General features: G+C 66.9%; 13 protein-coding genes. 4 read left to right on the top strand and 9 right to left on the bottom strand.

Annotated features, from left to right (window positions below; all coding sequences use genetic code 11):
• Positions 1 to 126: 126 nt before the first annotated feature.
• The gene (locus IM784_RS05270; RefSeq protein ID WP_235976583.1) at positions 127 to 1,554 is read left to right on the top strand and encodes a flavin monoamine oxidase family protein; all 1,428 of its coding nucleotides are present in this window, start codon (positions 127 to 129) and stop codon (positions 1,552 to 1,554) included.
• A 231-nt stretch (positions 1,555 to 1,785) separates the two neighbouring features.
• Here IM784_RS05270 and IM784_RS05275 read toward each other — a convergent pair whose 3' ends face one another.
• On the bottom strand, positions 1,786 to 3,351 hold the full coding sequence (locus IM784_RS05275; RefSeq protein WP_199554269.1) for an FAD-binding oxidoreductase: 1,566 nt from the start codon (positions 3,349 to 3,351) through the stop codon (positions 1,786 to 1,788).
• A 228-nt stretch (positions 3,352 to 3,579) separates the two neighbouring features.
• On the opposite strand from IM784_RS05275, the gene IM784_RS17570 reads away from it, so the two are divergent.
• Positions 3,580 to 11,787 carry a GH36-type glycosyl hydrolase domain-containing protein gene (locus IM784_RS17570; RefSeq protein ID WP_199554270.1) on the top strand — a complete coding sequence of 2,736 codons (8,208 nt, stop codon included), beginning with the start codon at positions 3,580 to 3,582 and terminating at the stop codon, positions 11,785 to 11,787.
• Between the two features lie 81 nt (positions 11,788 to 11,868).
• On the opposite strand, the gene IM784_RS05285 is transcribed toward IM784_RS17570, so the two are convergent.
• The 6 genes from IM784_RS05285 to IM784_RS05310 all read right to left on the bottom strand — a co-directional run bounded on the left by IM784_RS05285 (position 11,869) and on the right by IM784_RS05310 (position 18,666).
• Entirely contained in the window at positions 11,869 to 12,096 is a 228-nt protein-coding gene (locus IM784_RS05285) for an ArsR/SmtB family transcription factor (protein WP_199554271.1), read from the bottom strand.
• A gap of 16 nt (positions 12,097 to 12,112) precedes the next feature.
• Positions 12,113 to 14,287, bottom strand: coding sequence for an FdhF/YdeP family oxidoreductase (locus IM784_RS05290; protein ID WP_199554272.1), 2,175 nt, complete (start codon positions 14,285 to 14,287; stop codon positions 12,113 to 12,115).
• A 9-nt stretch (positions 14,288 to 14,296) separates the two neighbouring features.
• The gene (locus IM784_RS05295; protein WP_199554273.1) at positions 14,297 to 15,163 is read right to left on the bottom strand and encodes an alpha/beta fold hydrolase; all 867 of its coding nucleotides are present in this window, start codon (positions 15,161 to 15,163) and stop codon (positions 14,297 to 14,299) included.
• Positions 15,164 to 15,204: 41 nt separating this feature from the next.
• Positions 15,205 to 16,788 (bottom strand): alkyl hydroperoxide reductase subunit F, encoded by a 1,584-nt coding sequence (gene ahpF, locus IM784_RS05300; protein WP_199554274.1) that lies wholly within the window; start codon positions 16,786 to 16,788, stop codon positions 15,205 to 15,207.
• 57 nt (positions 16,789 to 16,845) lie between these two features.
• Positions 16,846 to 17,409 carry an alkyl hydroperoxide reductase subunit C gene (ahpC, locus tag IM784_RS05305; RefSeq protein WP_199554275.1) on the bottom strand — a complete coding sequence of 188 codons (564 nt, stop codon included), beginning with the start codon at positions 17,407 to 17,409 and terminating at the stop codon, positions 16,846 to 16,848.
• Positions 17,410 to 17,622: 213 nt separating this feature from the next.
• On the bottom strand, positions 17,623 to 18,666 hold the full coding sequence (locus IM784_RS05310; protein WP_199554276.1) for an aspartate-semialdehyde dehydrogenase: 1,044 nt from the start codon (positions 18,664 to 18,666) through the stop codon (positions 17,623 to 17,625).
• A 135-nt stretch (positions 18,667 to 18,801) separates the two neighbouring features.
• Here IM784_RS05310 and IM784_RS05315 point away from each other — a divergent pair, with 135 nt between their 5' ends.
• A complete protein-coding gene (locus IM784_RS05315; protein ID WP_199554277.1) occupies positions 18,802 to 19,377 on the top strand; it encodes an HdeD family acid-resistance protein in 576 nt (191 codons plus the stop codon).
• Here IM784_RS05315 and IM784_RS05320 read toward each other — a convergent pair.
• Positions 19,337 to 20,482 carry an AI-2E family transporter gene (locus tag IM784_RS05320; protein WP_199554278.1) on the bottom strand — a complete coding sequence of 382 codons (1,146 nt, stop codon included), beginning with the start codon at positions 20,480 to 20,482 and terminating at the stop codon, positions 19,337 to 19,339. The genes IM784_RS05315 and IM784_RS05320 overlap by 41 nt on opposite strands.
• Positions 20,483 to 20,558: 76 nt before the next feature.
• Between IM784_RS05320 and IM784_RS05325 the strand changes: the two genes are divergently transcribed.
• Positions 20,559 to 20,942 carry a GtrA family protein gene (locus IM784_RS05325; RefSeq protein WP_199554279.1) on the top strand — a complete coding sequence of 128 codons (384 nt, stop codon included), beginning with the start codon at positions 20,559 to 20,561 and terminating at the stop codon, positions 20,940 to 20,942.
• A 223-nt stretch (positions 20,943 to 21,165) separates the two neighbouring features.
• On the opposite strand, the gene IM784_RS05330 is transcribed toward IM784_RS05325, so the two are convergent.
• Positions 21,166 to 22,368: an argininosuccinate synthase gene (locus IM784_RS05330; RefSeq protein ID WP_408015280.1), complete on the bottom strand. Its 1,203-nt coding sequence runs from the start codon at positions 22,366 to 22,368 to the stop codon at positions 21,166 to 21,168.
• Positions 22,369 to 22,470 lie beyond the last annotated feature (102 nt).

The following is a 22,470-nucleotide window of genomic DNA, read 5'->3' on the forward strand; positions in this document are numbered from 1 at the left end:
GTCCGTTTCGCAACCGCGCGGATGCGGTTGCCGATAGCTATCCGACTGGTGGGTATCGACCAAGCCGGTGCGGCATATTTGGCGGATTCGGGTTTGTGTGAGCTGAATGACGATGGAGCGGTAAAGATGGACATGACGCGGCGCACCTTCACCCTGGCGGCGGCGGCCACTGCCGCCGCCGTGGCAGCCCCGCTGGCAGCGAAGACCGCGAAGATGGACGATGTGCTGGTGCTGGGCGCCGGTATCTCGGGCCTGAACTCGGCGCGGCAACTGGAAGCGCAGGGGTTGAAGGTGACCGTGCTGGAAGGGCGGCAGCGTGTCGGCGGGCGGATCTATACGCTGTTCGATGTCGAGGGGTACCCGGAGATGGGCTTCAACTCGATGGGCGAGGGCTATGGCCGCGGCCTCGATGCGGCCAGCTGGGCCGGGGTGGAAATGGTCGATGTCGCGCAGCGCTTCTATACGGGCAAGCCGCAGGCGCTGTGGCTGAACGGCAAGCATATGACGCGCGAGGAATGGGCGGCCTTCCCCGGCAACCCGTTCCCGGCCGAGCTGAAGACGGTGATGCCGTGGGAGCTGTTGAACGCCCTGGTGGCGAAGCATAACCGCCTGACCGACTGGCTGGCCTGGCTGGATCCGGCGAACGCCAAGCTGGACATCTCTGTGCACGAATTCCTGAAGACGCAGGGGTTGAGCGATGCCGCCATCCAGCTCGCCTGCGATACCTCGCCCTATTACGGCACCAACAGCTATGACGCCTCGGCGCTGATGCTGGAGTTCAACCAGGGCTTCATCGCCACGCAGATCGCTGCCGGCAAGAAGGTGCTGGCCGTGAAGGGCGGCAATATGAACCTGCCGATCGCCATGGCGAAAAAGCTGAAAGGGCCGGTGCTGCTGGGGAAGGAAGTCGTCGCCATCGACAACCAGCCCGACGCGGTGGACGTGCGCTGCGCCGATGGCAGCGTCTATCGCGCAAAGCAGCTGATCTGCTCGCTGCCCTTCTCGGCGTTGCGCCATGTGCACATCACGCCCGCGCTCACCGGCAAGCAGGCGCAAGCCGTTGCCACGCTGCCGTATCAGCCGATCACCATCGCCATGCTGCAGGCGAGCGAACCCTTCTGGGAAACCGACGGCCTTTCGCCCAACATGTGGACCGACGGCTTCAGCGGCTGGGTCGCCCCGCAACGCTTCGGCGCCAACCCCGCCGATGTCACCGGGCTCATGGTGCAAGGGCGCGGGAACCTGTCGAAGCAATGGGACCGGCTGGGCAAGGACGCCGCCATGCAGCGCGTGATCGCCACTATCGAAGCCATGCGCCCGTCGGCCAGGGGGAAGCTGAAAGCCGTGTCCTATCACAGCTGGTCGGGCGAATATTTCAACGGCGGCGACATCGCCTATTACAGCCCCGGACAGATCGCCGCCTTCGTGGCGGACATGGGCGCGGCGGCGGGGCGGATCCACTTCTGCGGTGAGCATCTGGCGACCGGAGCGCGGGGGCTTGAGGGCGCGCTGGAGACTTCGGAGCGGGCGGTTCTGGAGATTTTGTCGGCCTGAACGGGTACTCGAAGGGGCTCTGCCCCTTCACCCCGGCAGGGAAATGATTTCCCTGCACCCTCGTTGTGGGAAGCTGACCTCCAGGCTTTGCGCGTGCGGGGTTGGGTTGATTGCGCCGCAGGCGCAATCCATTCCGTGGCCCGCTCTATGCGGTCAGAAGCCGAGAAAAACCAACGGGGTGAAGGGGTCAAAACCCCTTCCGGGGTGCAGGGGCAGAGCCCCTGCGAAACCTTAAAGTCCAAGTACTCCCGGGTTCATCAGCCCCTTCGGGTCCAGCGCAGCCTTGATCCCCCTAAGCAGTGTGGCCGCTTCGGGGTCGAGGCGCTGCTGGTAGGGGTAGGCTCGGCCCAGCTGGAAGTGGGAGGCGCCATATTCCTGCATCAGCGCGACGGCTTCCTGTTTGAAGCGGTCCGTGAAGGCGCGGGCGGTTGGGTTTTCGGTGTAGGCGGGGAGGGCGGAGAGGTGGGCTTCGCCCAGTGTCTCGCGGTGGTAGGCGGTGCGGTCATCGGGCCAGTAGAGGGCGATTTCGTAGAGGAAGCCTGAGGGGCCGACCGGGCTGAACATGGTGCCGACCGTCAGCCCGTGCTGCTGCATTTCCGTCTGCCTCTTGGCGAGGAGAGCTTCCCACGCGTCGTGGAAGGGGACGACCCGGGTCTGGTTGAAGACGCCGTGGATCGGCACCCAGCGTTCGCCGGTGGGGCCGAGGATGTTGGCGAGCGGGGCAAACGGCATGGCGCGGACGAAGCTGGGGACGCTGTTGGCGATTTCCCGGCCGTATGGGTCGACGAGCGCGCGCAGCCGCGTGGCGCGGCCTTCGGCTTCGGCGGGGGTAATGCCCTCGACGATGAAGTGCGCCATGTAGGCGCCGGCGCGCATGGGGTCTTCGCCGGCGAGCGCCATTTTCAGCAGCTGCTTCAGGCCGGCGACGGGATTGGGGGCCTTGCGGAAGACTTGGGCCGCGATCTTAAGCCTCGCGCCTGCGCCTTCCTGCCGCGCGATCTGGCCTTGCGACAGGGCGAGATCCAGGCCGAAGTGGCTGTCTTCCAGCCGTTCCTTCTGGATGATGGCGATGGCGGCGTGGCAGTTGGCGAAGCTGTCGAAGGCGAAGCTGACGGTGACGGCGGCTTCGCGGGCGGCGAGCAGCGGCAGGCGGATGCTGGTCTTGAAGCCGAGAGCGCCGCAATCCCCGGTGAAGAGGCCGGTGAGATCGGGGCCGTAGTTTCGGGTGGCGGTGCCGATGCCGGTGGTAAGGAGGTCGCCCGAGGCCAGCACGATATCCATCGAGAGGACGGATTGGGCGGAGGTGCCGTGGGCGGCGGTGCCGTGGCTGACCGTATTCTGGCTGATGCTGCCGCCGACGGTGGCGGCGATGCCGGAAAAGGGACCCCAGAAGGGTGTGCGGAGGTTGCGGGCGTCGAGGGCGGCTTTGAGGGCGGCCCAGGTGGTGCCGGCGCCGACGGTGACGACGGCATTGGCTTCGTCGATGTCGATGCTGCTGAGCGCGGTGAGGTCGAAGAGGATGTGGCCGCCTTGCGGGTAGAGATAGCAGTCGGTGTAGGAGGCGCCGCCGCCGCGCGGGACCATGGCGACGCCGGCCTGGGCGCAAAGGCGGACGGCCTGTTGCAGGGCGTCGACGCTGGCGGGGCGGACGATGGCGGCGGGATGGCCGCCGGTGCGGTAGACGTCGTTCGCCATGTAGTCGAGGCTGGCGGTGTCGGTGCGGACGGCTGCGTCGCCGAGCGCCGCGCGCAGGGTTGCGGCGATGTGGGGCTGGGAGGCAAGCGGCTGGGCAGTCATTTCAAATGGTCTCCGGGCGTAAGGCGGCAATTGTGCTGCATGGCGTGGCCGTTGGGCCGCTGTCGCCGCCATTTCGCCGTCTGACGGATAGGTTTGCCTGACGTCATAGGGCTTTTGCGGCGGGTGGGAATGCGCATCCTGCCGGCGTGTCGGGCGGGTTGCGGCATTTGCGCTCATTTTACGGCGCGGGGCTGGCGGGGGCGGGCCTGTCGGGTCTAGCGTCCACGGGTGGCTGGGCGCGAGACACTGCTAGAATCCTCCGGCCTTGGTGAAAAGCTCTCCAAGGTCCGCCTGACTGCGCCCGTCTGGGCCGATCCGCGTCCCGTGCGGTCGGAGCTTTTCGGCCTGGAGCGGCTGGAGGCGCATGGCATTTCGCTGGCGAAGGCGCAGCGGATCAAGCCGGGGGTGCTGCGATCGAAGCAGCTGCTGAACCGGCTGGACGACAATGCGCTGGCGCTGGCGCGCACCTATCGCGAGACGGCGAAGGCCCTGGAGCTGGACCGGCCCATTGCGCCGGCGGCCGAGTGGCTGATCGACAATTACCACATCGTCGAAAAGCAGATCCGCAAGATCCGCGATGACCTGCCGCCGGATTTCTATCGCCAGCTGCCGAAGCTGGCGGATGGGCCGCTGGCGACTCTGCCGCGGGTGTTCGGCATCGCCTGGGCTTATGTGGCGCACAGCGACAGCCTGTTCGAGGAGGAGCGGTTTCGCCGTTTCGTCGCAGCCTATCAGAAGGTGAATGCGCTGACGATCGGCGAGCTGTGGGCGCTGGCGATCTCGCTGGAGCTGGTGCTGGTGGAGAATCTGCGCCGGCTGGCCGACCTTTCCATCGGCGACGAGCAGCAGCGGGCGCGGGCCGATGCCTTTGCCGACGCGCTGTTTGCGGCAGAGAGCGATTCAGCGGCGCTGGCCAGCCTGGCCGAGCTGGAGCAGGGGCCGCAGTCGCCGGCCTTTGTCAGCCAGCTGGCGCTGAGGCTGCGCGACGTGGACAGCCGCAGCGAAATGGCGCGGCGCTGGCTGGAGGCGCAGGCCGCCGGCCGGGGCGAGAGCATCGCTTCGTTCGATACGCTGGCGCAGGCCGAGCATATCGCCGCCACCTCGTCGATCCGCAATGTGATCATGGCGATGCGGGCGATTGCCGAGGCCGACTGGGGGGAGATGGTCGAGCAGCTGAGCCTGGCCGACCGGGTGCTGCGGCAGGGCAGCAATTTCGCCCAGATGGATTTCCCGTCGCGCAATCTTTACCGCAATGCGCTGGAGGAGCTTTCGCGCGGATCGGCCTATGCCGAGGACGAGGTGGCGGCGAAGGCGATCCAGCTGGCGTCGCAGAAGCTGAGCGAGAACAGCGGCGACAAGGACCCCGGATTTCACCTGATCGCCGACGGCCGAGCCGAGCTGGAGGAAGTGCTGCATTTCGTGCCGCCGGTGGGCACGCGGCTGGCGCGGCGGCTGCGGGCGGGCGGGATCGAGCTGTATATCGCGCTGACGCTGGTAGCGGGGCTGTTGTTTGCGCTGTGGCCGCTGGCGGCGCTGGACGGCGTGCAGACGGCGCCCTGGCACCAGCTGCTGCTGGTGGGGGCGGCGCTGATCGTGGCGCTGGAGACGGGCACGGCGGTGGTGAATCGGCTGCTGCTGAGGCTGCTGCCGCCGCGGTTGATCCCGGCGCTGGAGCTGGAGGCCGGCATTCCGCCATCGCTGCGGACGCTGGTGGTGGTGCCGGTGCTGCTGGGTGCCGACAGCGCCATCGAGGATGAGATCGAAGGGCTGGAGCTGCACCATCTGGCGACCCGCGAGGGCGAGGTGCATTATGCACTGCTCTCTGATTTTGCCGATGCCGATGCCGAGACGCTGCCGCATGATGCAGCGCTGCTGGAGCGGGCGCGGGCGGCGATGGCGCGGCTGAATTCGCGCTATCCGGGCGGCAAGGGCGGGCCGCGATTCCTGTTCCTGCACCGCCGCCGGCAGTTCAATCCGGCGGAAGGCCGCTGGATGGGCTGGGAGAGGAAGCGCGGCAAGCTGCACGAGCTGAACCGGCTGCTGCGCGGGGCGAAGGACACCAGCTTTTTAGGCCCCGAAGGCGGTTCGCCGGTGGTGCCGAAGAATGTGCGCTATGTGATCACGCTGGACGCCGACACGCGGCTGCCGCTGGGTACGGCGCGGCGGATGATCGGCAAGATGGCGCACCCGCTGAACCGGCCGCGCTTTGACACGCGGCTGCGGCGGGTGGTGTCCGGCCATGGCATCCTGCAGCCGCGGGTGACGGGGGCGATGCCGCTGGGGCGCGGGCAATCGCCGTTCGAGCGGATCACCGGCGGGCCTGCGGGCATGGATCCCTATGCGACGGCGTCCTCCGATCTCTATCAGGATCTGCTGGGCGAGGGCAGCTTCACCGGCAAGGGCATCTATGAAATCGACAGTTTCATGGCCTCGCTCGCCGGACGGGTGCCGCCGAACACGATGCTGAGCCACGACCTGTTTGAAGGGGTGTTTGCGCGGGCCGGGCTGATTTCAGACGTGGAAGTGGTGGAGGATTTCCCCGTACGCTATGACGTGGCGACGCGGCGCCAGCACCGCTGGGTGCGGGGCGACTGGCAGCTGCTGCCGTGGATATTGTGGGCCGGGCGCGACCGGCCGGAGCGGTTGCCGGCTGCCGGACGGGCGAAGATGCTGGACAATCTGCGCCGCTCGCTGGCGCCGCCGGCGGCATTGGCAGCGCTGATCGGGGGTTGGTTCCTGGCGCCGCAGCCGGCCGTCGGCTGGTGCGCGGCGATCCTGCTGCTGCTGGCGATTCCGCCGTTCCTGCACCTGCCGTCGCTGCTGCTGGCAAAGCGCGGGCGGGATGTGCCGCTGCGCGCGCATCTGGATGGCAAGGCGACGGACGTGGTGCTGGCGGTGGCCCACTTCTCGCTGATGCTGGCGACGCTCGCCGATCAGGCGGTGCGGATGCTGGATGCGATATTCCGCACCTTGTTCCGGATGGCGCTCAGCCGCCGCCATCTGCTGGAATGGACGACGGCGGCCCAGACGGCGACGGCGCCCAATCCGGGCATCGGTGCGCTCTATCGGCTGATGTGGCCTTCGGTATTGCTGGCGCTGGTGGCAGCAGGGCTGGCGCTGTGGCTGCACCCCGGCGACTGGGTGATCGTGCTGCCGCTGGCGCTGGCCTGGGTGCTGGCGCCGGTGGTGGCCTGGCAGGTGAGCCGCCCGGCGCGGACGGCAACCCCGGTGCCCTCCGGGGCGGAGCTGGATGCCGGGCAGCGCGAGACGCTGGAGCGGATTGCGCGGGAGACGTTCGGATTTTTCGAAGCGCATGTGACCGCCGAGCACAACCATCTGCCGCCGGACAATTTCCAGGAGGACCCGGAACCGGTCGTGGCGGGGCGGACGTCGCCGACCAACATCGGGCTTTACCTGCTGGTGGTGGCGACCGCGCGCAACCGCGGCTGGATCGCGCATGAGGCGGCGCTGAGCCGGCTGGAGGCGAGTTTCCGCACCATCGCCCGGCTGGCGAAGCACCGCGGGCATCTGTTCAACTGGTATGACACGCGCGACCTGCGCGTGCTGGACCCGGCCTATGTGTCGGCAGTGGACAGCGGCAATCTGGCCGGCCACCTGATCGCTTTGGCGAACCTGGCGGAGGAATGGGGCGATGCGCGCAGCCTGAAGATCGCCGAAGAGGCGCGGGCGGCGGCGATGGCGATGGACTTCAGCTTCCTTGTCGATCCGGAGCGCAACCTGCTCTCCATCGGCTGGTCTGCAGCCGACAATCGCCGCGACGAGGGCTGCTATGATCTGCTCGCCTCGGAAGCGCGGCTGGCGAGCCTGTTTGCGATTGCCAAGGGCGACCTGCCGGCGAAGCACTGGCTGCGGCTGGGGCGGAGCGCGACAGCGGTGGGCGGGGCATCGGTGCTGATCAGCTGGTCGGGATCGATGTTCGAGTATCTGATGCCGTCGCTGCTGATGCGGGCGCCGGACGGCAGTTTGCTGGAGGTTTCCAACCGGCTGGTGGTGGAGCGGCAGCGGGACTATGCCAAAGAAGCGGAGGTGCCGTGGGGCATTTCGGAATCGGCCTATAACGGCCGTGACCGGGAGATGACCTATCAATATTCCAATTTCGGCGTGCCGGGGCTGGGGCTGAAGCGAGGGCTTTCGGAAAATCTGGTGATCGCGCCCTATGCCACGGGGCTGGCGACGATGGTGGATGCGCCGGCAGCGTTGGAAAATTATGCCATTCTGGAGGCGATGGGCGCGCGCGGCCGCTATGGCTTCTATGAAGCGCTGGATTTCACGCCGGGGCGGGTGCCGGAGGGGCAGCGTTTTGCCATCGTGAAGACCTACATGGCGCACCACCAGGGGATGGCGCTGCTTGCCATTGCCAATGTGCTGGACGGCGGCAGGCTGCGCGAGGCCTTCCATTCCGAGCCGATGATCCGGGCGACCGAGCTGCTGCTGCAGGAGCGGCGGCCGCGCGGGGTGGGTACCTTCAACCCGCGTGCCGAGGAGGCGACGGTGGCTGCCGTCGATCGCCCGCCGGAGAGTGGGTCGGTGCGCAACTATGGCGCGCATGGCGAGGCGGTGCCACCGGTGCATCTGCTGTCGAACGGGCGTTATTCGGTGCTGGTATCCAGCGCCGGGGCCGGGTTCAGCCGCTGGAAGGGGATGGCGATCAACCGCTGGCGCGAGGACCCGGTGGTGAACAGCTATGGCCAGTGGATCTATCTGACCGACCGGCAGGCGAAGCTGGGCTGGTCGGCGACGCTGGCGCCTGCCGCGACGGCGACCGGACCGCTGCCGGCGCACTATGCGGCGAATTTCATGGAGGGCCGGGCTGAATTCCATCGCCGCGACGGCATGCTGACGACGACGACCGAAGTGCTGATCTCGCCCGAGGATGACGCCGAGGTGCGGCGGGTTTCGGTGGCGAACAACGGCCGGCGGCAGCACCAGATCGACATCACATCCTGCATCGAGCTGGCGCTGGCGAAGCCCGAGACCGATCTGGCGCACCCGGCCTTTGCGCGGATGTTCCTGGAGACGGAGCTGTTTGAAAGCGAGGAGACGGGCGGGCTGGTGCTGATCGGGCGGCGGCGTCCGCGCGACAAGGGCGATCCGCCGATCTGGGTGGCGCATCTGGCCGTGGTGGAAGGGACGACGGCCGGGCCGGTGACCTTCGAGACCGACCGTTCCGCCTTTATCGGGCGCGGGCGGACGAGCGCCGATCCGCTGGGCTTTGCGCACCCCTTGGCCGGGCATCTGGGCACCGTGCTGGACCCGGTGCTGGCGCTGCGTTGCCCGATGCTGGTGGAGCCGGGGACGACGGTGCGCGTCGCCTTCTGGACGATTGCCGCGGAATCGCGCGAGCTGTTGCTGGAGGCGGTGGACCGGCATCATGATCCGGCCGCCTTTGACCGGGCCAATGTGGGGGCGTGGACGCAGGCGCAGATCGAGCGGCGCTTCCTGAAGCTGGATCCGGGCGATGCGGCGGACTTCCAGCGGCTGGCGGCGCATCTGGTGCATGCCGGGCCGGTCTATGCACCGCCGGCGGCGCTGGTGGCGGAGCATGCTGGGCCGCAATCCGCGCTGTGGGTGCATGGGATTTCCGGCGATATCCCGATCCTGCTGTGCCGGATCGAGGACGGCCGCGACATGGCGCTGGTGCAGGACCTGCTGCAGGCGTTCGAGTTTTTGCGGGCGCGGTCGCTGGCCTTTGATCTGGTGATCCTGAACGAGCGCAAGGCGAGCTATATCCAGGACCTGCAGGTGGGGATCGACGATGCCGTGCGGGCGGTGCGGTCGCGGCCGGCACCGGCCGGCGTGCGCGGCGATGTGTTCACGCTGCGATCCGACCTGATGCTGGAATCGCAGGTGCTGGCGCTGAGGGCGCTGACGCGGGTGGAGCTGCTGGCGCAGCGCGGGCCCTTGCGGCGGCAGTTGCAGCGACCGGAAGAGCCGGCGGCGGTGGCGTCGCCGGTGCTGCTGCCGGCGCGGCCGCTGCGCAAGGGGCGGCCGGCGGACCCGGATCTGCCGCGGGCGGAGACGCTGGAATATTGGAACGGCTTTGGCGGCTTCCATGCCGGGGGCCGCGAATATGCGATGATCCTGCCGGCGGGCAGTACCACGCCGGCGCCGTGGATCAATGTGCTGGCGAACCCGCAGTTCGGTTGCCATGTGTCGGCGGATGCCTGCGGGGCGATCTGGTCTGGCAATGCGCGCGAGAACCAGCTGACGCCCTGGTCGAACGATGTAGTTTCGGATCCGCCGGGCGACGTATTGTATGTGCGCGATCTGGAAAGCGGGCATGTGTGGAGCCCGACGCGGGCGCCGGCCGGCGAGGGTGCCACCCGCATTACGCGGCATGGGTTCGGCTACACGCGGTTCCACGCGCTGGCGCATGGGATCGAGACCGACCTGCTGCAGCATGTGCCGCTGGAGTCGCCGGTGCGGCTGGCGCGGCTGACGCTGCGCAACCTTTCCAGCGAGCCGCGGCCGTTGTCGGTGACGGGCTATGCCGAGTGGGTGCTGGGGCAGGCGCGCTCCAAGACCGCCTCGCATCTGGTGACGGAACTGGACGCGGAGACGGGGGCGCTGTTCGTGCGCAATCCGTTTGACCCCGAAACGGGCGGGCGCATTGCCTTTGCCGATCTGGATGGCTGCCAGACGCAGTGGACCTGCGACCGGACGACGTTTCTGGGCAGCGGCGGCAGCACGGCCGCGCCGGACGCGCTGAAGCATGATGCGCCGCTGAATTCAGCGGCGGGGGCCGGGCTGGACCCTTGTGCCGTGCTGGGAACCGAGCTGGTGCTGGCGCCCGGCGAGGCGCGGGAGATCGTCTGGACTATCGGCCAGGCGGCGGATCGGGCAGGCGCCCGGGAGCTGGTGCAGCAGTGGCGTTCGGCCGATCTGGATGCCGAGCTGGCGCGGACGACCGCGCATTGGGCGAAGACGCTGGGCACCGTGGAGGTGAAGACGCCGGACCGGGCGATGGACCTGATGCTGAACGGCTGGCTGCTGTATCAGGTGCTGGGCTGCCGGGTGTGGGGTCGGGCGGGCTTCTATCAGGCGAGCGGCGCCTATGGCTTCCGCGATCAGCTGCAGGATGGCGGGGCCTTGCTGTTGGCGCGACCGGATCTGGTGCGGCCGCACCTGCTGCGGGCGGCGGGGCGGCAGTTCCGAGAGGGAGATGTGCAGCACTGGTGGCTGCCGGAGAGCGGGCGCGGGGTGCGGACGATGATCTCGGACGACCGCGGCTGGCTGGCGATTTCGGTGGCGGACTATGTGGAGACGACCGGCGATATCGGCGTGCTGGAAACACAGATTCCGTTCCTGGAAGGGCGGAAGCTGGAACCGGGCGAGCACGACGCTTTCTTCCAGCCGTCGACCAGCAGCGACACGGCGACCCTGTATGCGCATTGCGCGCTGGCGCTGGACCAGTCGATGCAGCTGACGGGCGAGCTGGGCATTCCGCTGATTGGCGGTGGCGACTGGAACGACGGGATGAACCGGGTTGGCGAGGGCGGCCGGGGCCAGAGCGTCTGGCTGGGCTGGCACCTGATCCACGCCTGGCGCCGCTTTGCCCGCTATGCCGAGACTCGCGAGCCGGAGCGGGCGGCGCGCTGGCTGGCGCATGCGGACAGTGTGCGCGCGGCGATCGAGCGGCATGCGTGGGACGGCGAATGGTATCGGCGGGCGACCTATGACGACGGCACCTGGCTGGGTTCGAAGGACAGCGACGAGTGCAGGATCGACTCGATTGCGCAGACCTGGAGCATCCTGAGCGGGGCGGGCGAGCCGGAACGCGCTGCGCAGGCGATGCAGTCGGTCGGGCGGCATCTGGTCGATCCGGAGCGGCGCATCGTGAAGCTGTTCACGCCGCCGTTCGACAAGACCGACCATGATCCGGGCTATATCCGCAGCTACCCGCCGGGGCTGCGCGAGAATGGCGGGCAATACAGCCATGCGGCTATGTGGACCATCCTGGCGGCGGCGCGAATGGGGGACGGCGATCTGGCGGTGCGGCTGTTCGGCCATCTGAACCCGATCAACCATGCGCTGAATGCGGCCGACGCAGCGCATTACCGGGTGGAGCCCTATGTGGTGGCGGCGGATGTTTACTCGGTGCCGCCGAACGACGGGCGCGGGGGCTGGACCTGGTACACCGGGGCAGCGGGCTGGATGTATCGCGCCGGGGTGGAGGGGATTTTCGGGCTGAAGCGCTGGGGCAACCGGATGGAGATGAAGCCTTGCCTGCCGAAGGACTGGCCGGAGGCCCGCTTCACCTTGCGGCTGGAGGGCGGGGAGTGGGAAATCCTGATCGGCCGGGCGGAAAATGCCGGGCCGGCGGCGACGCTGGATGGGCGGCCGCTGAACGTGACAGAGGGTGCGATAAGCTGGCCTCTGGATGCTGGAAGCCATCGGATCGTCCTGCACCTGTAGGGGGCGGCGATGCGGCGGGCGGAGGGCGCACTGCCGGAAGCTCAGGCCGGGCGGCGATGTTCCGGACGATGGTGAAACTGGTCATCTCCTGTCCGCCTTTGACGGTTCAGATGCGGCGAGACGCCTGGCCTCTGCCTTGGCATAGGCAACCAGCCGGTCGAGGCTGGCGTTCCAGAAGCGTTCGTATCTGCGAAGCCAGGCCATGGCTTCCTCCAGCGGTTCCGGCGCGAGGCGCACAGCAACGGTGCGCCCGGCCTTGGTTCGGGTGACGAGGCCGGCATCGCCGAGCACGTCCAGATGCTTCATCACCGCTGTCAGCTGTGAGTCAGGTGCTGGCCGGTTCCAGCCTGACCGGGGTGGCCTTGAAGGCGGGCGTCTTGCTTCGGGGGTCGGTGTCGGTGGCGGTGAGGATGTTGGCCTCTGGATAATAGGCGAGGACGGTGCCGGGGCTGACGTCGAAGGCCTGCAGGCGGACGGATTTCATCCGGCCTTGCGAGGAGACGAGGTCGGCGCGGTCTCCGGGCTGGAAGCCGTGGGCGGCGATGTCGGCTTCGCGCATCAGGATGGTCCAGCGGTCTGTGGTGGCGCGGTAGCTATCGCGCTCTTCGTAGATGATGGTGTTGAACTGGCCTTCGGAGCGGATGGTGGCAAGCGTGAGGCCGGTGCGCGGGGCAGGCGTGGGGCGGCAGGCGAAATGCGCCTTGCCGTCTGCGGTGTGGAATTCGGGGGTGTGCAGCAGGCGGCCACGGATGTGGAATTCCTGGCGTGCGACGTCGATGTCGGCGAGTTCGGCCATTTCCGGGAGCACGGCGGCAATCGCCTGCCGCAGTTCGCGGTGGCGGGCGAAGCTGGGCCAGTCGATGGGGCTGGCGGGCATCAGCCGCTGGGCGAGGTCTGCGAGCACGACGGATTCCGGGCGGGTGTGGGCGTGGCGTCGGATGCCGCCGTCGGAGAGGCGGACATAGTTGAACATCGATTCCTGGGTGGTCGGCTCCCACTCCTCGTCGCGGGCGGTGACGGGGAGGATCAGGCTTTCGCCGTCTCCCAGCCCGTGCACATGGCCGCGGTTGAGGGTGGTGGTGAGCGCCAGCTGGAAGCCGATGCGGGACATGGCTTCGCGCGCCCACTGGCTGTCCGGGTTCGATTCGTAGAGGTTGCCGCCCATCAGGATGGCGGCATCGATCCGGCCGGCGTGGGCGGCCTGCATGGCGGCCATGGTGTCGAAGCCCGCTGTGCGGCTGAGCTTGAGGCCGAAGCGGGCCTCCATGGCGTCGAGGACTTCGGCGGGGAGGACGGGCTTTACGCCGATGGTGCCGATGCCCTGCACATTGCTGTGGCCGCGCAGGGGCAGAAGGCCGGCGCCGGGGCGGCCGATGTTGCCGGAGAGCAGGGCGAGATTGGCGAGATATTCGACAGTGTCGACGCCGTTCCTGTGGTGGGTGATTCCCATGCCCCAGGCGAAGACGGCGGATTTCGCGCCGGCGAGCTTGGCGGCGATGCGCTGGATGTCGGCGCGGGAGACGCCGGAGGCGGCCTCTATGCTGGGCCAGTCGTGGGTGGCGAGGTCGAGCGCGAAGGCTTCATAGTCGGCGGTGTGGGCGGCGACGAAGGCGCGGGCTTCGCGGCCGGATTCGAGGAGCGCCTTGGCGAGGCCCTTCAGCACGGCGAGGTCGCCGCCGATCATGGGTTGCAGCCAGTCGGAGGCGATATGGTCGCCGCCCCTGGCGAGGCTGCGGATCGATTTCGGCAGGGCGAAGCGGACGAGGCCGGGTTCCCTTGCCGGGTTCATCACCACGACTTCGCCGCCGCGGTCGCGGATGCCCTTCAGCTTGTGCACGAAGCGGGGGTGGTTGGAGGCAGGGTTGGCGCCTGCGAGGAGGAGGAAGTCGCAGCTGTCGAGGTCTGCAAGCTCCACTGTTGCCGTGCCGGTGCCGATGGTGCCCTTCAGCCCTTCGGAGGTGGCCTGATGGCAGTACCAGCTGCAGTTCATGACGTTGCTGGTGCCCCAGGCGCGGGCGAGGAGCTGGAAGAGGAAGCCGGCTTCGTTGCTGGAGCGGCCGGAGGAATAGAAGAAGCTGCGGGCAGGGGTGGCGCGGGCGAGGCCCTCAGCGGCCTTGGCCATCGCCTCTTCCCAGCTGAGCGGCTGGAAGCGGTGTGCGCCAGCGGGTTTGTAGATGGGGGTGTCGAGGCGGCCCAGATGTTCGAGTTCGCGGCCGCTATGCCTGCGAAGCTGGGCGAGTGGGGCGGTGAGTTTTTCGAGCGGGATGCCGGGCTGGATGTCGGTGGATTGGGCCTGAATCGACTTGTTGCAGACGGAGGGAAAGTCGCCCTGCTCGTTGGTCATCCCGCCCTTCTGGCCGCCCATGCCCAGCCCGCAGGCCTTGCAGCTGTTGTGCGCGGTCAGTGCCTTTGCCGCCTTGCCGAAGCCGATTTCGGCGACGGTGCCGGCGGCATAGGCGATCTTCGGGAGACCGCCGCCGATGGGAATCCTGTCGCTCACCTGTCCATCCTACAGGAAGGCGCGGAGTTCCGCGATGAACTGATCGAACTGGTCATGGTGGAGCCAGTGGCCGGCGTTTTCATAGACGCTGACGCGGGCGGTGTTGAAATGGGCGAGGCGGCCGTCCTTTTCCGGATTGGAGGCCCAGCTGTTGGCGCCGTACATCAGCAGCGTCGGCGCGGTGATGCGCGACCACAGCGTTTCGATCTGCGTCTGCGTGATGTCGCTTTCGCTCCAGATGTTGAGATAGGGGTCGAACTTCCAGCTGTAGGTGCCGTCCTCGTTCTGGTTGACGCCGTGGATGGTGAGGTGGCGGGCCTGCTCTTCGGAGAGGTGCTTGTTCTCCTCCATCATCCGCTGCAGCGCCGCTTCCAGCGTGGGATAGCGGCGCGGCGTGCGGGCCGAGGCAGCGCGCTTTCTCTCGACCCAGCTGCGGATGCGCTCGGCGAAATCCACGGCTTCGCGTTCGGCCAGCATCTGCGGGCTGGCGCCGAGGCCCTCGATGGCGACGAGCTTGCGGATATGGTCCGGAAAGAGGCCGGCGTAGCGCGTGGCGATGTTGCCGCCCATCGAGTGGGCCACGATAGTGACAGGGGCGAGACGCTGCTGGTGGATCAGCTGGGCGAGATCGTAGATGTAGGTGAGCATCTTGTACTCGCCATCGGCCGACCATTGGCTGTCGCCATGGCCGCGCCAGTCGGGCGCGATGATGTGCCAGTCCTTTCGCAGGGCGCGCGCCGTCCAGTCCCAGTTGCGGCTATGGTCGCGGCCGCCGTGCAGGAGGAGCAGCGGCGGGGCATCAGGGTTGCCCCAGTCGTCGTAGTGCAGTTTCAGCCGCTGCGAGGTGTAGCTGTGCGAAGTCGGTCCGGTTTCCATGCCTCTGGCATGTCCACCGGAGCCCGGCATGTCCACAAAAATCAGGCGGCGATGGGTTCTTCGATCGGCTGCGGCAGGCGGATCATATAGTCGAACGCCGAGAGCGACGCCTTGGAGCCTTCGCCCATGGCGATGACGATCTGCTTGTAGGGAACCGTGGTGCAGTCGCCGGCCGCGAAGACGCCGGGGACAGAGGTTTCGCCGCGGGCGTTCACTTCGATCTCGCCGTGGCGGGAAAGCGCCAGCGTGCCCTTCAGCCACTCGGTATTGGGGACGAGGCCGATCTGCACGAAGATGCCTTCGAGCGGGAGGGGGTTCAGCTCCTCGGTGGTGCGGTTCCTCCAGACGAGACCGGTGACGCGCTCGCCATTGCCCTCGACTTCGGTGGTTTCCGCCGAGGTGAGGATGGTGACGTTGGCGAGGCTGCGCAGCTTGGCTTGCAGCACGGCGTCGGCGCGGAGCTGGCGGTCATATTCGATCAGCGTGACATGGGCGACGATGCCGGCAAGGTCGATCGCGGCCTCGACGCCGCTGTTGCCGCCGCCGATGACGGCAACGCGCTTGCCCTTGAACAGCGGGCCGTCGCAGTGCGGGCAATAGGCGACGCCCTTGTTGCGATACTGGTCTTCGCCCGGCACGCCCATCTGCCGCCAGCGGGCGCCGGTGGAGAGGATGACGGTGCGCGACTTGAGGCTGGCGCCGTTTTCGAAGCGGACTTCGACGAGGCCGCCGGGCGTGGGCGCGGGGATCAGCTGGGCGGCGCGCTGGGCCGACATGATGTCGACCCCATTCTCGCGGACATGGGCTTCCAGCTGGCCGGCCAGTTTCGGGCCTTCGGTGTAGGAAACCGAGATGAAATTCTCGATGCCCATGGTGTCGTTGAGCTGGCCGCCGAAGCGCTCGGCAGCTACCCCGGTGGCGATGCCCTTGCGCGCGGAATAGATGGCGGCTGCAGAGCCGGCGGGTCCGCCGCCCACCACCAGCACGTCGAACGGGGCCTTGGCGGAGAGTTTTTCGGCGGCGCGGGCGTCGGCGTTGCTGTCGAGCTTCGAGACGATCTGGGCGAGGTCCATGCGTCCCTGCCCGAAGCTTTCGCCGTTCAGGAAGACGGTGGGGACGGCCATGATCTTGCGCGCCTCGACTTCAGCCGGGAAGACGCCGCCGTCTATGGCGGTGTGGCGGATGCGCGGGTTGAGGACACTCATCAGGTTCAGCGCCTGCACCACGTCGGGGCAGTTCTGGCAGGAGAGCGAGAAATAGGTTTCGAAGTGGAAGTCGCCGTCGAGCGCCTGCACCTGTTCGATCAGGTCCTGCGCTTCCCGGCTGGGGTGGCCGCCGACCTGCAGCAGGGCGAGGACGAGCGAGGTGAATTCATGGCCCATCGGGATGCCGGCGAAGCGCACGGAGACGTCCGTGCCGATGCGGCGGATGAGGAAGGAGGGCCGGCGCGCGTCGTCGTCGGTGCGGGCATAGGAGACGCTGGGCGAGAAGCCGGCGATTTCCTGCAGCAGTTCGGCGAGCTCGGCGGACTTGGCGCTGTCGTCCAGGGAGGCCAGCAGCTCGATGGGGTGCGTCACCTTCTCCAGATAGGCCTTCAGCTGGGCCGACAGATTGGCATCGAGCATGGGGTAACTCCGCAGATTGGGTGGCGCGCTGCCCGGAAGCAGCGCGCCGGAACAGACTTAGATCTTGCCGACCAGGTCGAGCGAGGGAGCGAGCGTCTTTTCGCCCTCTTCCCACTTCGCCGGGCAGACTTCGCCCGGGTGGGCGCGGACATAGGCAGCGGCCTTCACCTTGCGGAGCAGTTCGGCGGCGTTGCGGCCGACGCCTTCCGACGTGATTTCGACATACTGGATCACGCCGTCGGGATCGACGACGAAGGTGGCGCGGTCAGCAAGGCCGGCGCCTTCGCGCATCACGCCGAAGTTGTTGGTGATCTGGCCCGACTGGTCGCCCAGCATGAAATAGCGGATCTTGCCGACGGCTGGCGACGTTTCGTGCCAGGCCTTGTGGCTGAAATGCGTGTCGGTGGAGACGGAATAGATTTCCGCGCCCAGCTTCTGGAACTCGCCGTGCAGGTCGGCCATGTCTTCCAGTTCGGTCGGGCAGACGAAGGTGAAATCGGCCGGGTAGAAGAAGAAGATCGCCCATTTGCCCAGCACGTCGGCTTCGGTGACCGAGACGAACTTGCCTTCCTTGAAGGCCTGGGCGGAGAAGGGCTTCAGCGAGCTACCGATGATGGGCATGCAATATCCTTTGCAGATGTGCGTGAATGCCCGGCGGATATAGGGTGCGGCGCAGCAATCGGCCAATCGATTTAATGGGAAGCCGTAATCGGTTTAGGCGATTAGGCATTTGCTGCGATTGCGGGATGTATTGGCAAAATATGTGCCATAAAATGCAACAGGGCCGGCGCCTTGTCGGCGCCGGCCCTGTCATTGTTGTTTGCAGAAAGAGGCTCAGGCGGCCTTTTTCAAATGCCTACGGCCCAGCAGTTCGGCGATCTGCACCGCGTTCAGGGCTGCGCCCTTGCGCAGGTTGTCGGATACGCACCACAGGGTGATGCCGTTTTCCACCGTCGGGTCCTTGCGGACGCGGCTGATGAAGGTGGCATAGTCGCCCACGCACTCGACGGGGGTGACGTATCCGCCGTCTTCGCGCTTATCCACCAGCATAACCCCGGGGGCTTCGCGCAGCAGGCTTTGCGCCTTGGCGACCGTGATCGGGCGCTCGAACTCGATGGAGATTGCTTCGGAGTGGCCGACGAACACGGGCACCCGCACGCAGGTGGCGGAGACCTTGATGTCGGGGGAGAGAATCTTGTTCGTCTCCAGCGCCATCTTCAGCTCTTCCTTGGTGTATCCGTCATAGCCGGTGTCGGCGCCGACGAAGACATCGATGTGCGGAATGACGTTGAAGGCGATCTGCTTGGTGAACTTGCTCTGCTGCTTCTCGTCGCCCACGAACACGGCGCGGGTCTGCTCGAACAGCTCGTCCATGCCTGCCTTGCCGGCGCCGGAAACCGACTGATAGGTGGAAACCACCACCCGCTTGATGCCGGCTTCGTCGTGCAGCGGCTTCAGCGCCACCACCATCTGCGCGGTGGAGCAGTTGGGGTTGGCGATGATGTTGCGCTTTGTATAGCCGTCGATCGCTTCCGGGTTCACTTCCGGCACGATCAGCGGAACGTCCGGCTCCATGCGGTACAGCGACGAATTGTCGATCACCGTGCAGCCGGCAGCTGCGGCGCGGGGCGCGTGGATCTTCGTCGGGCCGGAACCTGCGGCGAACAGCGCGATATCCCAGCCGGCGAAATCGAAATGCTCGATACTCTGGACTTTCAGGGTTTTGCCGGTCTCGCCGAAGTCGATAATGTCGCCCTGCGAGCGGGGCGAAGCCACGGCCGCAATATCCGCCAGCGGAAATTCCCGCTCGGCGAGGATGTTCAACATTTCGCGGCCCACATTCCCCGTGGCGCCGACGACGACAACCCGATATCCCACTTTCTGTCTCCAGTTGATGGCCAGTCCCCCGATGAGCGGTGGAGGCCAGCGCGGGGGATTGGCGCAGCCGGGCTTAACAGTCAACTTAGCTCGGCTGTCTCATGGGATAGTTTTTGGTGGTGGGGAGACCGGAACATGGCAGAAAATTCCGCTCAGGAGGCGTTGCAGGAATTTCTTGAAAAGCGCTGGTGGGTGCTGGCCCTTCGCGGCGCGCTGGGCATCGTCTTCGGCATCATCTGCTTTACCAGCCCGGCGATTGCGGCGCTGTCGCTGCTGTTCGTCTTTGGCGCCTTTGCGCTGGTGGACGGCATCCTGGGTGTGGTTTCCAGCTTTGGCCGGGCGCGGCGTGGCGAACGCTGGGTCTGGCTGGCGGTGGAGGCGGTTGCTTCGATCATCATCGGCATGCTGGTTCTGACGATGCCGGCGATCTCGATGGTGGTGCTGTTCCTGGTGATCGCCATCAAGGCGCTGGTTTCCGGCGTGCTGCTGCTGTTTGCCTCGATCAAGCTGGATGGCGAGCATGGGCAGGGCTGGCTGATCGCCGCTGCGCTGTTCAACCTCGCCTTTGCCGCGCTGATGTTCCTGGCGCCGCTGCTGGGCGCCAAGATCCTTGTCTGGTGGATCGGCATCTGGGCGATCCTGTTCGGGGTCGCCCTGCTGGCCGTCGGCTTCAAGCTGAAGGGGGCTGCTTCGAAGCTCGCCGCCTCTTAGGCCTGGCGGGTGGGGGCGGAGTCGGATCGAGCATTTCCTGCTTCGGGTCACCCGGAAGCGAGGACAGCGATCCGGCCCCCTCCTCCGGCAGCTCCGGATAGGCGAGGAGTTCCTTCACCAGCGTCTGGCCGATCACGGTGAGCGGCACGGCGAGGATCACCCCCATCGGCCCCAGCAATACGCCGGCGGCGATCAGCGAGAAGATGGTAAGGGCGGGCGGCAGCTCGGCCATCTTGCTCTGGATCAGCGGGGTGACGATGTTGCCCTGGATCTGCTGCACCGCGACGATGACGATCACCGTCAGGATGCCGGTGTCGGTGCTGATCGAGAAACCGATGATGATCGACGGAATGGCGACGACGATGGTGCCGAGATAGGGCACGAACTCGCAGATGCCGGCGACCATGCCGATGGCGGGCGCCGCCGGAATGCCGACGAAGGACAGGGCGACGCCGGTGAAGATCCCGACGAAGACCATGCTGAGGCCCTGCGCCTTCAGCCAGCTGCTGAGGGCGTGGGCGACGGCGCCGACGGTGGCGACGGTCTTGTCGCGGGCGTGGGGCGGCACGAGGTGGAGCACGCCGCGGCCGTAGAGGCGCGGCTGGGCGGCGAGATAGATGCCGGCGACCACCACCACGACGAGGCTGGTGACCACGGTGCCGACGCTGCTGGCGATCAGCTGCAGCAGGGAAACGATGCGGCTGCCGTCTGGAATGAAGCCACCGGCGGCCTGGGTGATTTCGCGGCCGAGGCTGCTGGTTTTCAGCCATTCCTGCGCCCAGGCGAAGGCGCCGGGCAGCTGCTGGGCGAGCAACGCGAACTGATCGAGCATCATGCTGCCGAAGGCCCAGAACACCAGCGCCAGGAAGATGGCGGGAAGGAGGACGGCCAGCACCAGCGCGACCGGAAACGGGACATGGATGCGGCGCTGCAGCTGGGCGGCGAACTTGTAGAAGATGAAGGCGACGAGGGCGGCCGCCATCAGCAGCAGGATGAGATCGGTGAGCCGCCACAGCATCACCGCGCTTCCCACCGCAGCCGCCACTACCATGGTGCGGCGGAAAATCGTGCCGTCACTGGGGTATTTACCTGATTCTGCCGCCATTCCTGTCTCCTGAAGGCAAGCCATAGCGACATCTGCGGGGTTGACCAATGGGCGGGGTGCGGCTTGGGGATGGACGATGCCCAACCGCCCGCAATGGATCGGCCAGTCGCTCCGCTTCGGCATGGTGGCGCCCCTTGTCTTCCTGGTGGACTGGGGCGTGCTGACCGGGCTGTCCCGGCTGGGCATTCCGCCGCTCTGGGGGCGGGTGTTTTCGCTCTCTGCCTCTGTGGGGGCGGGGTTCTTGCTGAACCGTTTCTTCACGTTTCGCGCCGAGGGGCGGCCGACGCTGCCCGAGTTGGGGCGGTATCTGCTGGCGGCGGGGCTGGGGATGGCCGTGAACTATGGCGTGTTTGCGCTGCTGCACCGGGCCGGGCTGGCGGATGCGGTGGCGATTGCCGGCGGGATGCTGGCGGCGGCGCTGGTCACCTTTACGCGCTTTCGCGCGATCTTCCGGAAATGAAAAATGCGCCGGGATCTTTCCCGGCGCCCCATCGATTGCTCTGGCGACGATCAGGCCGCCGGCGGACGGCGGGCGAGGGTGAAGTTCAGCTGAGGCGAGGGAGGCTGTCGACATCGGCGTTGCGCCGGTTGCCGCTGACGTCGACGCTGGCGGTGACTTCCCCACCGGCCTTGAAGTGGATGATATCCCACAGCCGGCAACCGGGGTCCGCGAATGATATCGCTCAGCGACCGTCGCGTTGGCCCAGCAGGCGCAGGCGCAGCGCATTGAGCTTGATGAAGCCCTTTGCGTCGCGCTGGTCGTAGGCGCCGGCGTCGTCCTCGAAGGTGACGATCTTCGGGCTGTAGAGGCTGTAGGGCGACTTGCGGCCGACAACGCTCACGCTGCCCTTGTAGAGCTTCAGGCGGACGGTGCCGGTTACCTTTTCCTGACTGTAGTCGATGGCGGCCTGCAGCATCTCGCGCTCGGGGGCGAACCAGAAGCCGTTGTAGATCATTTCGGCATAGCGGACGGCGAGCTCATCCTTCAGATGCGCCGCGCCGCGATCGAGCGTGATCGATTCGATACCGCGATGCGCCGCGTGCCAGATGGTGCCGCCCGGCGTTTCATACATCCCGCGCGACTTCATGCCGACGAAGCGGTTCTCGACCAGGTCGAGGCGGCCGATGCCGTGCAGCTTGCCGAGATCGTTCAGCTTTTTCAGCAGGGTGGCGGGCGAGAGGCCTTCGCCGTTCACCGCGACCGGATCGCCGCGTTCGAAATCGATGGTGATATATTCGGGCGTGTTTGGCGCGTCTTCGGGGTTGTCGGTGCGGGAATAGACATAGTCCGGCACTTCTTCCCACGGATCTTCGAGCACCTTGCCCTCGGACGAGGTGTGCAGAAGGTTGGCGTCGGTGCTGAAGGGGCTTTCGCCGCGCTTGTCGCGCGGGATGGGGATCTGGTGCTGTTCGGCAAAGGCGATGAGGGCTTCGCGGCTGGTGAGATCCCATTCGCGCCAGGGGGCGATGATGCGGATGTCGGGCGCCAGGGCATAATAGCCGAGCTCAAAGCGGACCTGATCATTGCCCTTGCCGGTGGCGCCATGGGAAACAGCGTCGGCGCCGACCATTTTCGCGATTTCGATCTGGCGCTTGGCGATCAGCGGGCGGGCGATCGAGGTGCCCAGCAGATACTGGCCTTCGTAGAGTGCGTTGGAGCGCATCATCGGGGCGACGAAGTCCTTCACGAACTCCTCGCGCAGATCGTCGATGAAAATCTGCTTCACGCCCATCAGCTCGGCCTTGGCGCGGGCCGGCTCCAGCTCTTCGCCCTGGCCGAGATCGGCGGTGAAGGTGACGACTTCGCAATTATAGGTGGATTGCAGCCATTTCAGGATCACGCTGGTGTCCAGCCCGCCCGAGAATGCCAGCACTACCTTCTTCACTTGCTCTGCCACGGCGCACACTCCAGTAATCGCTATCGGGCGCCGCTTACCGGGGTGGTGGCCGGCGCGCAATCGATGCCTGCCGAATGGGAGCCATGATGC

It is taken from the genome of Sandaracinobacteroides hominis, assembly GCF_016464365.1.
Lineage (GTDB): Bacteria > Pseudomonadota > Alphaproteobacteria > Sphingomonadales > Sphingomonadaceae > Sandaracinobacteroides > Sandaracinobacteroides hominis.

What these genes read in the sequence shown, in the direction of transcription:
- IM784_RS05270 (WP_235976583.1), top strand. Translation starts at nt 127, where the DNA reads ATGGACATGACGCGGCGCACCTTCACCCTGGCGGCGGCGGCCACTGCC.
- IM784_RS05275 (WP_199554269.1), bottom strand. Translation starts at nt 3,351, where the DNA reads ATGACTGCCCAGCCGCTTGCCTCCCAGCCCCACATCGCCGCAACCCTG.
- IM784_RS05295 (WP_199554273.1), bottom strand. Translation starts at nt 15,163, where the DNA reads ATGGAAACCGGACCGACTTCGCACAGCTACACCTCGCAGCGGCTGAAA.
- ahpF (WP_199554274.1), bottom strand. Translation starts at nt 16,788, where the DNA reads ATGCTCGATGCCAATCTGTCGGCCCAGCTGAAGGCCTATCTGGAGAAG.
- ahpC (WP_199554275.1), bottom strand. Translation starts at nt 17,409, where the DNA reads ATGCCCATCATCGGTAGCTCGCTGAAGCCCTTCTCCGCCCAGGCCTTC.
- IM784_RS05315 (WP_199554277.1), top strand. Translation starts at nt 18,802, where the DNA reads ATGGCAGAAAATTCCGCTCAGGAGGCGTTGCAGGAATTTCTTGAAAAG.
- IM784_RS05320 (WP_199554278.1), bottom strand. Translation starts at nt 20,482, where the DNA reads ATGGCGGCAGAATCAGGTAAATACCCCAGTGACGGCACGATTTTCCGC.
- IM784_RS05325 (WP_199554279.1), top strand. Translation starts at nt 20,559, where the DNA reads ATGCCCAACCGCCCGCAATGGATCGGCCAGTCGCTCCGCTTCGGCATG.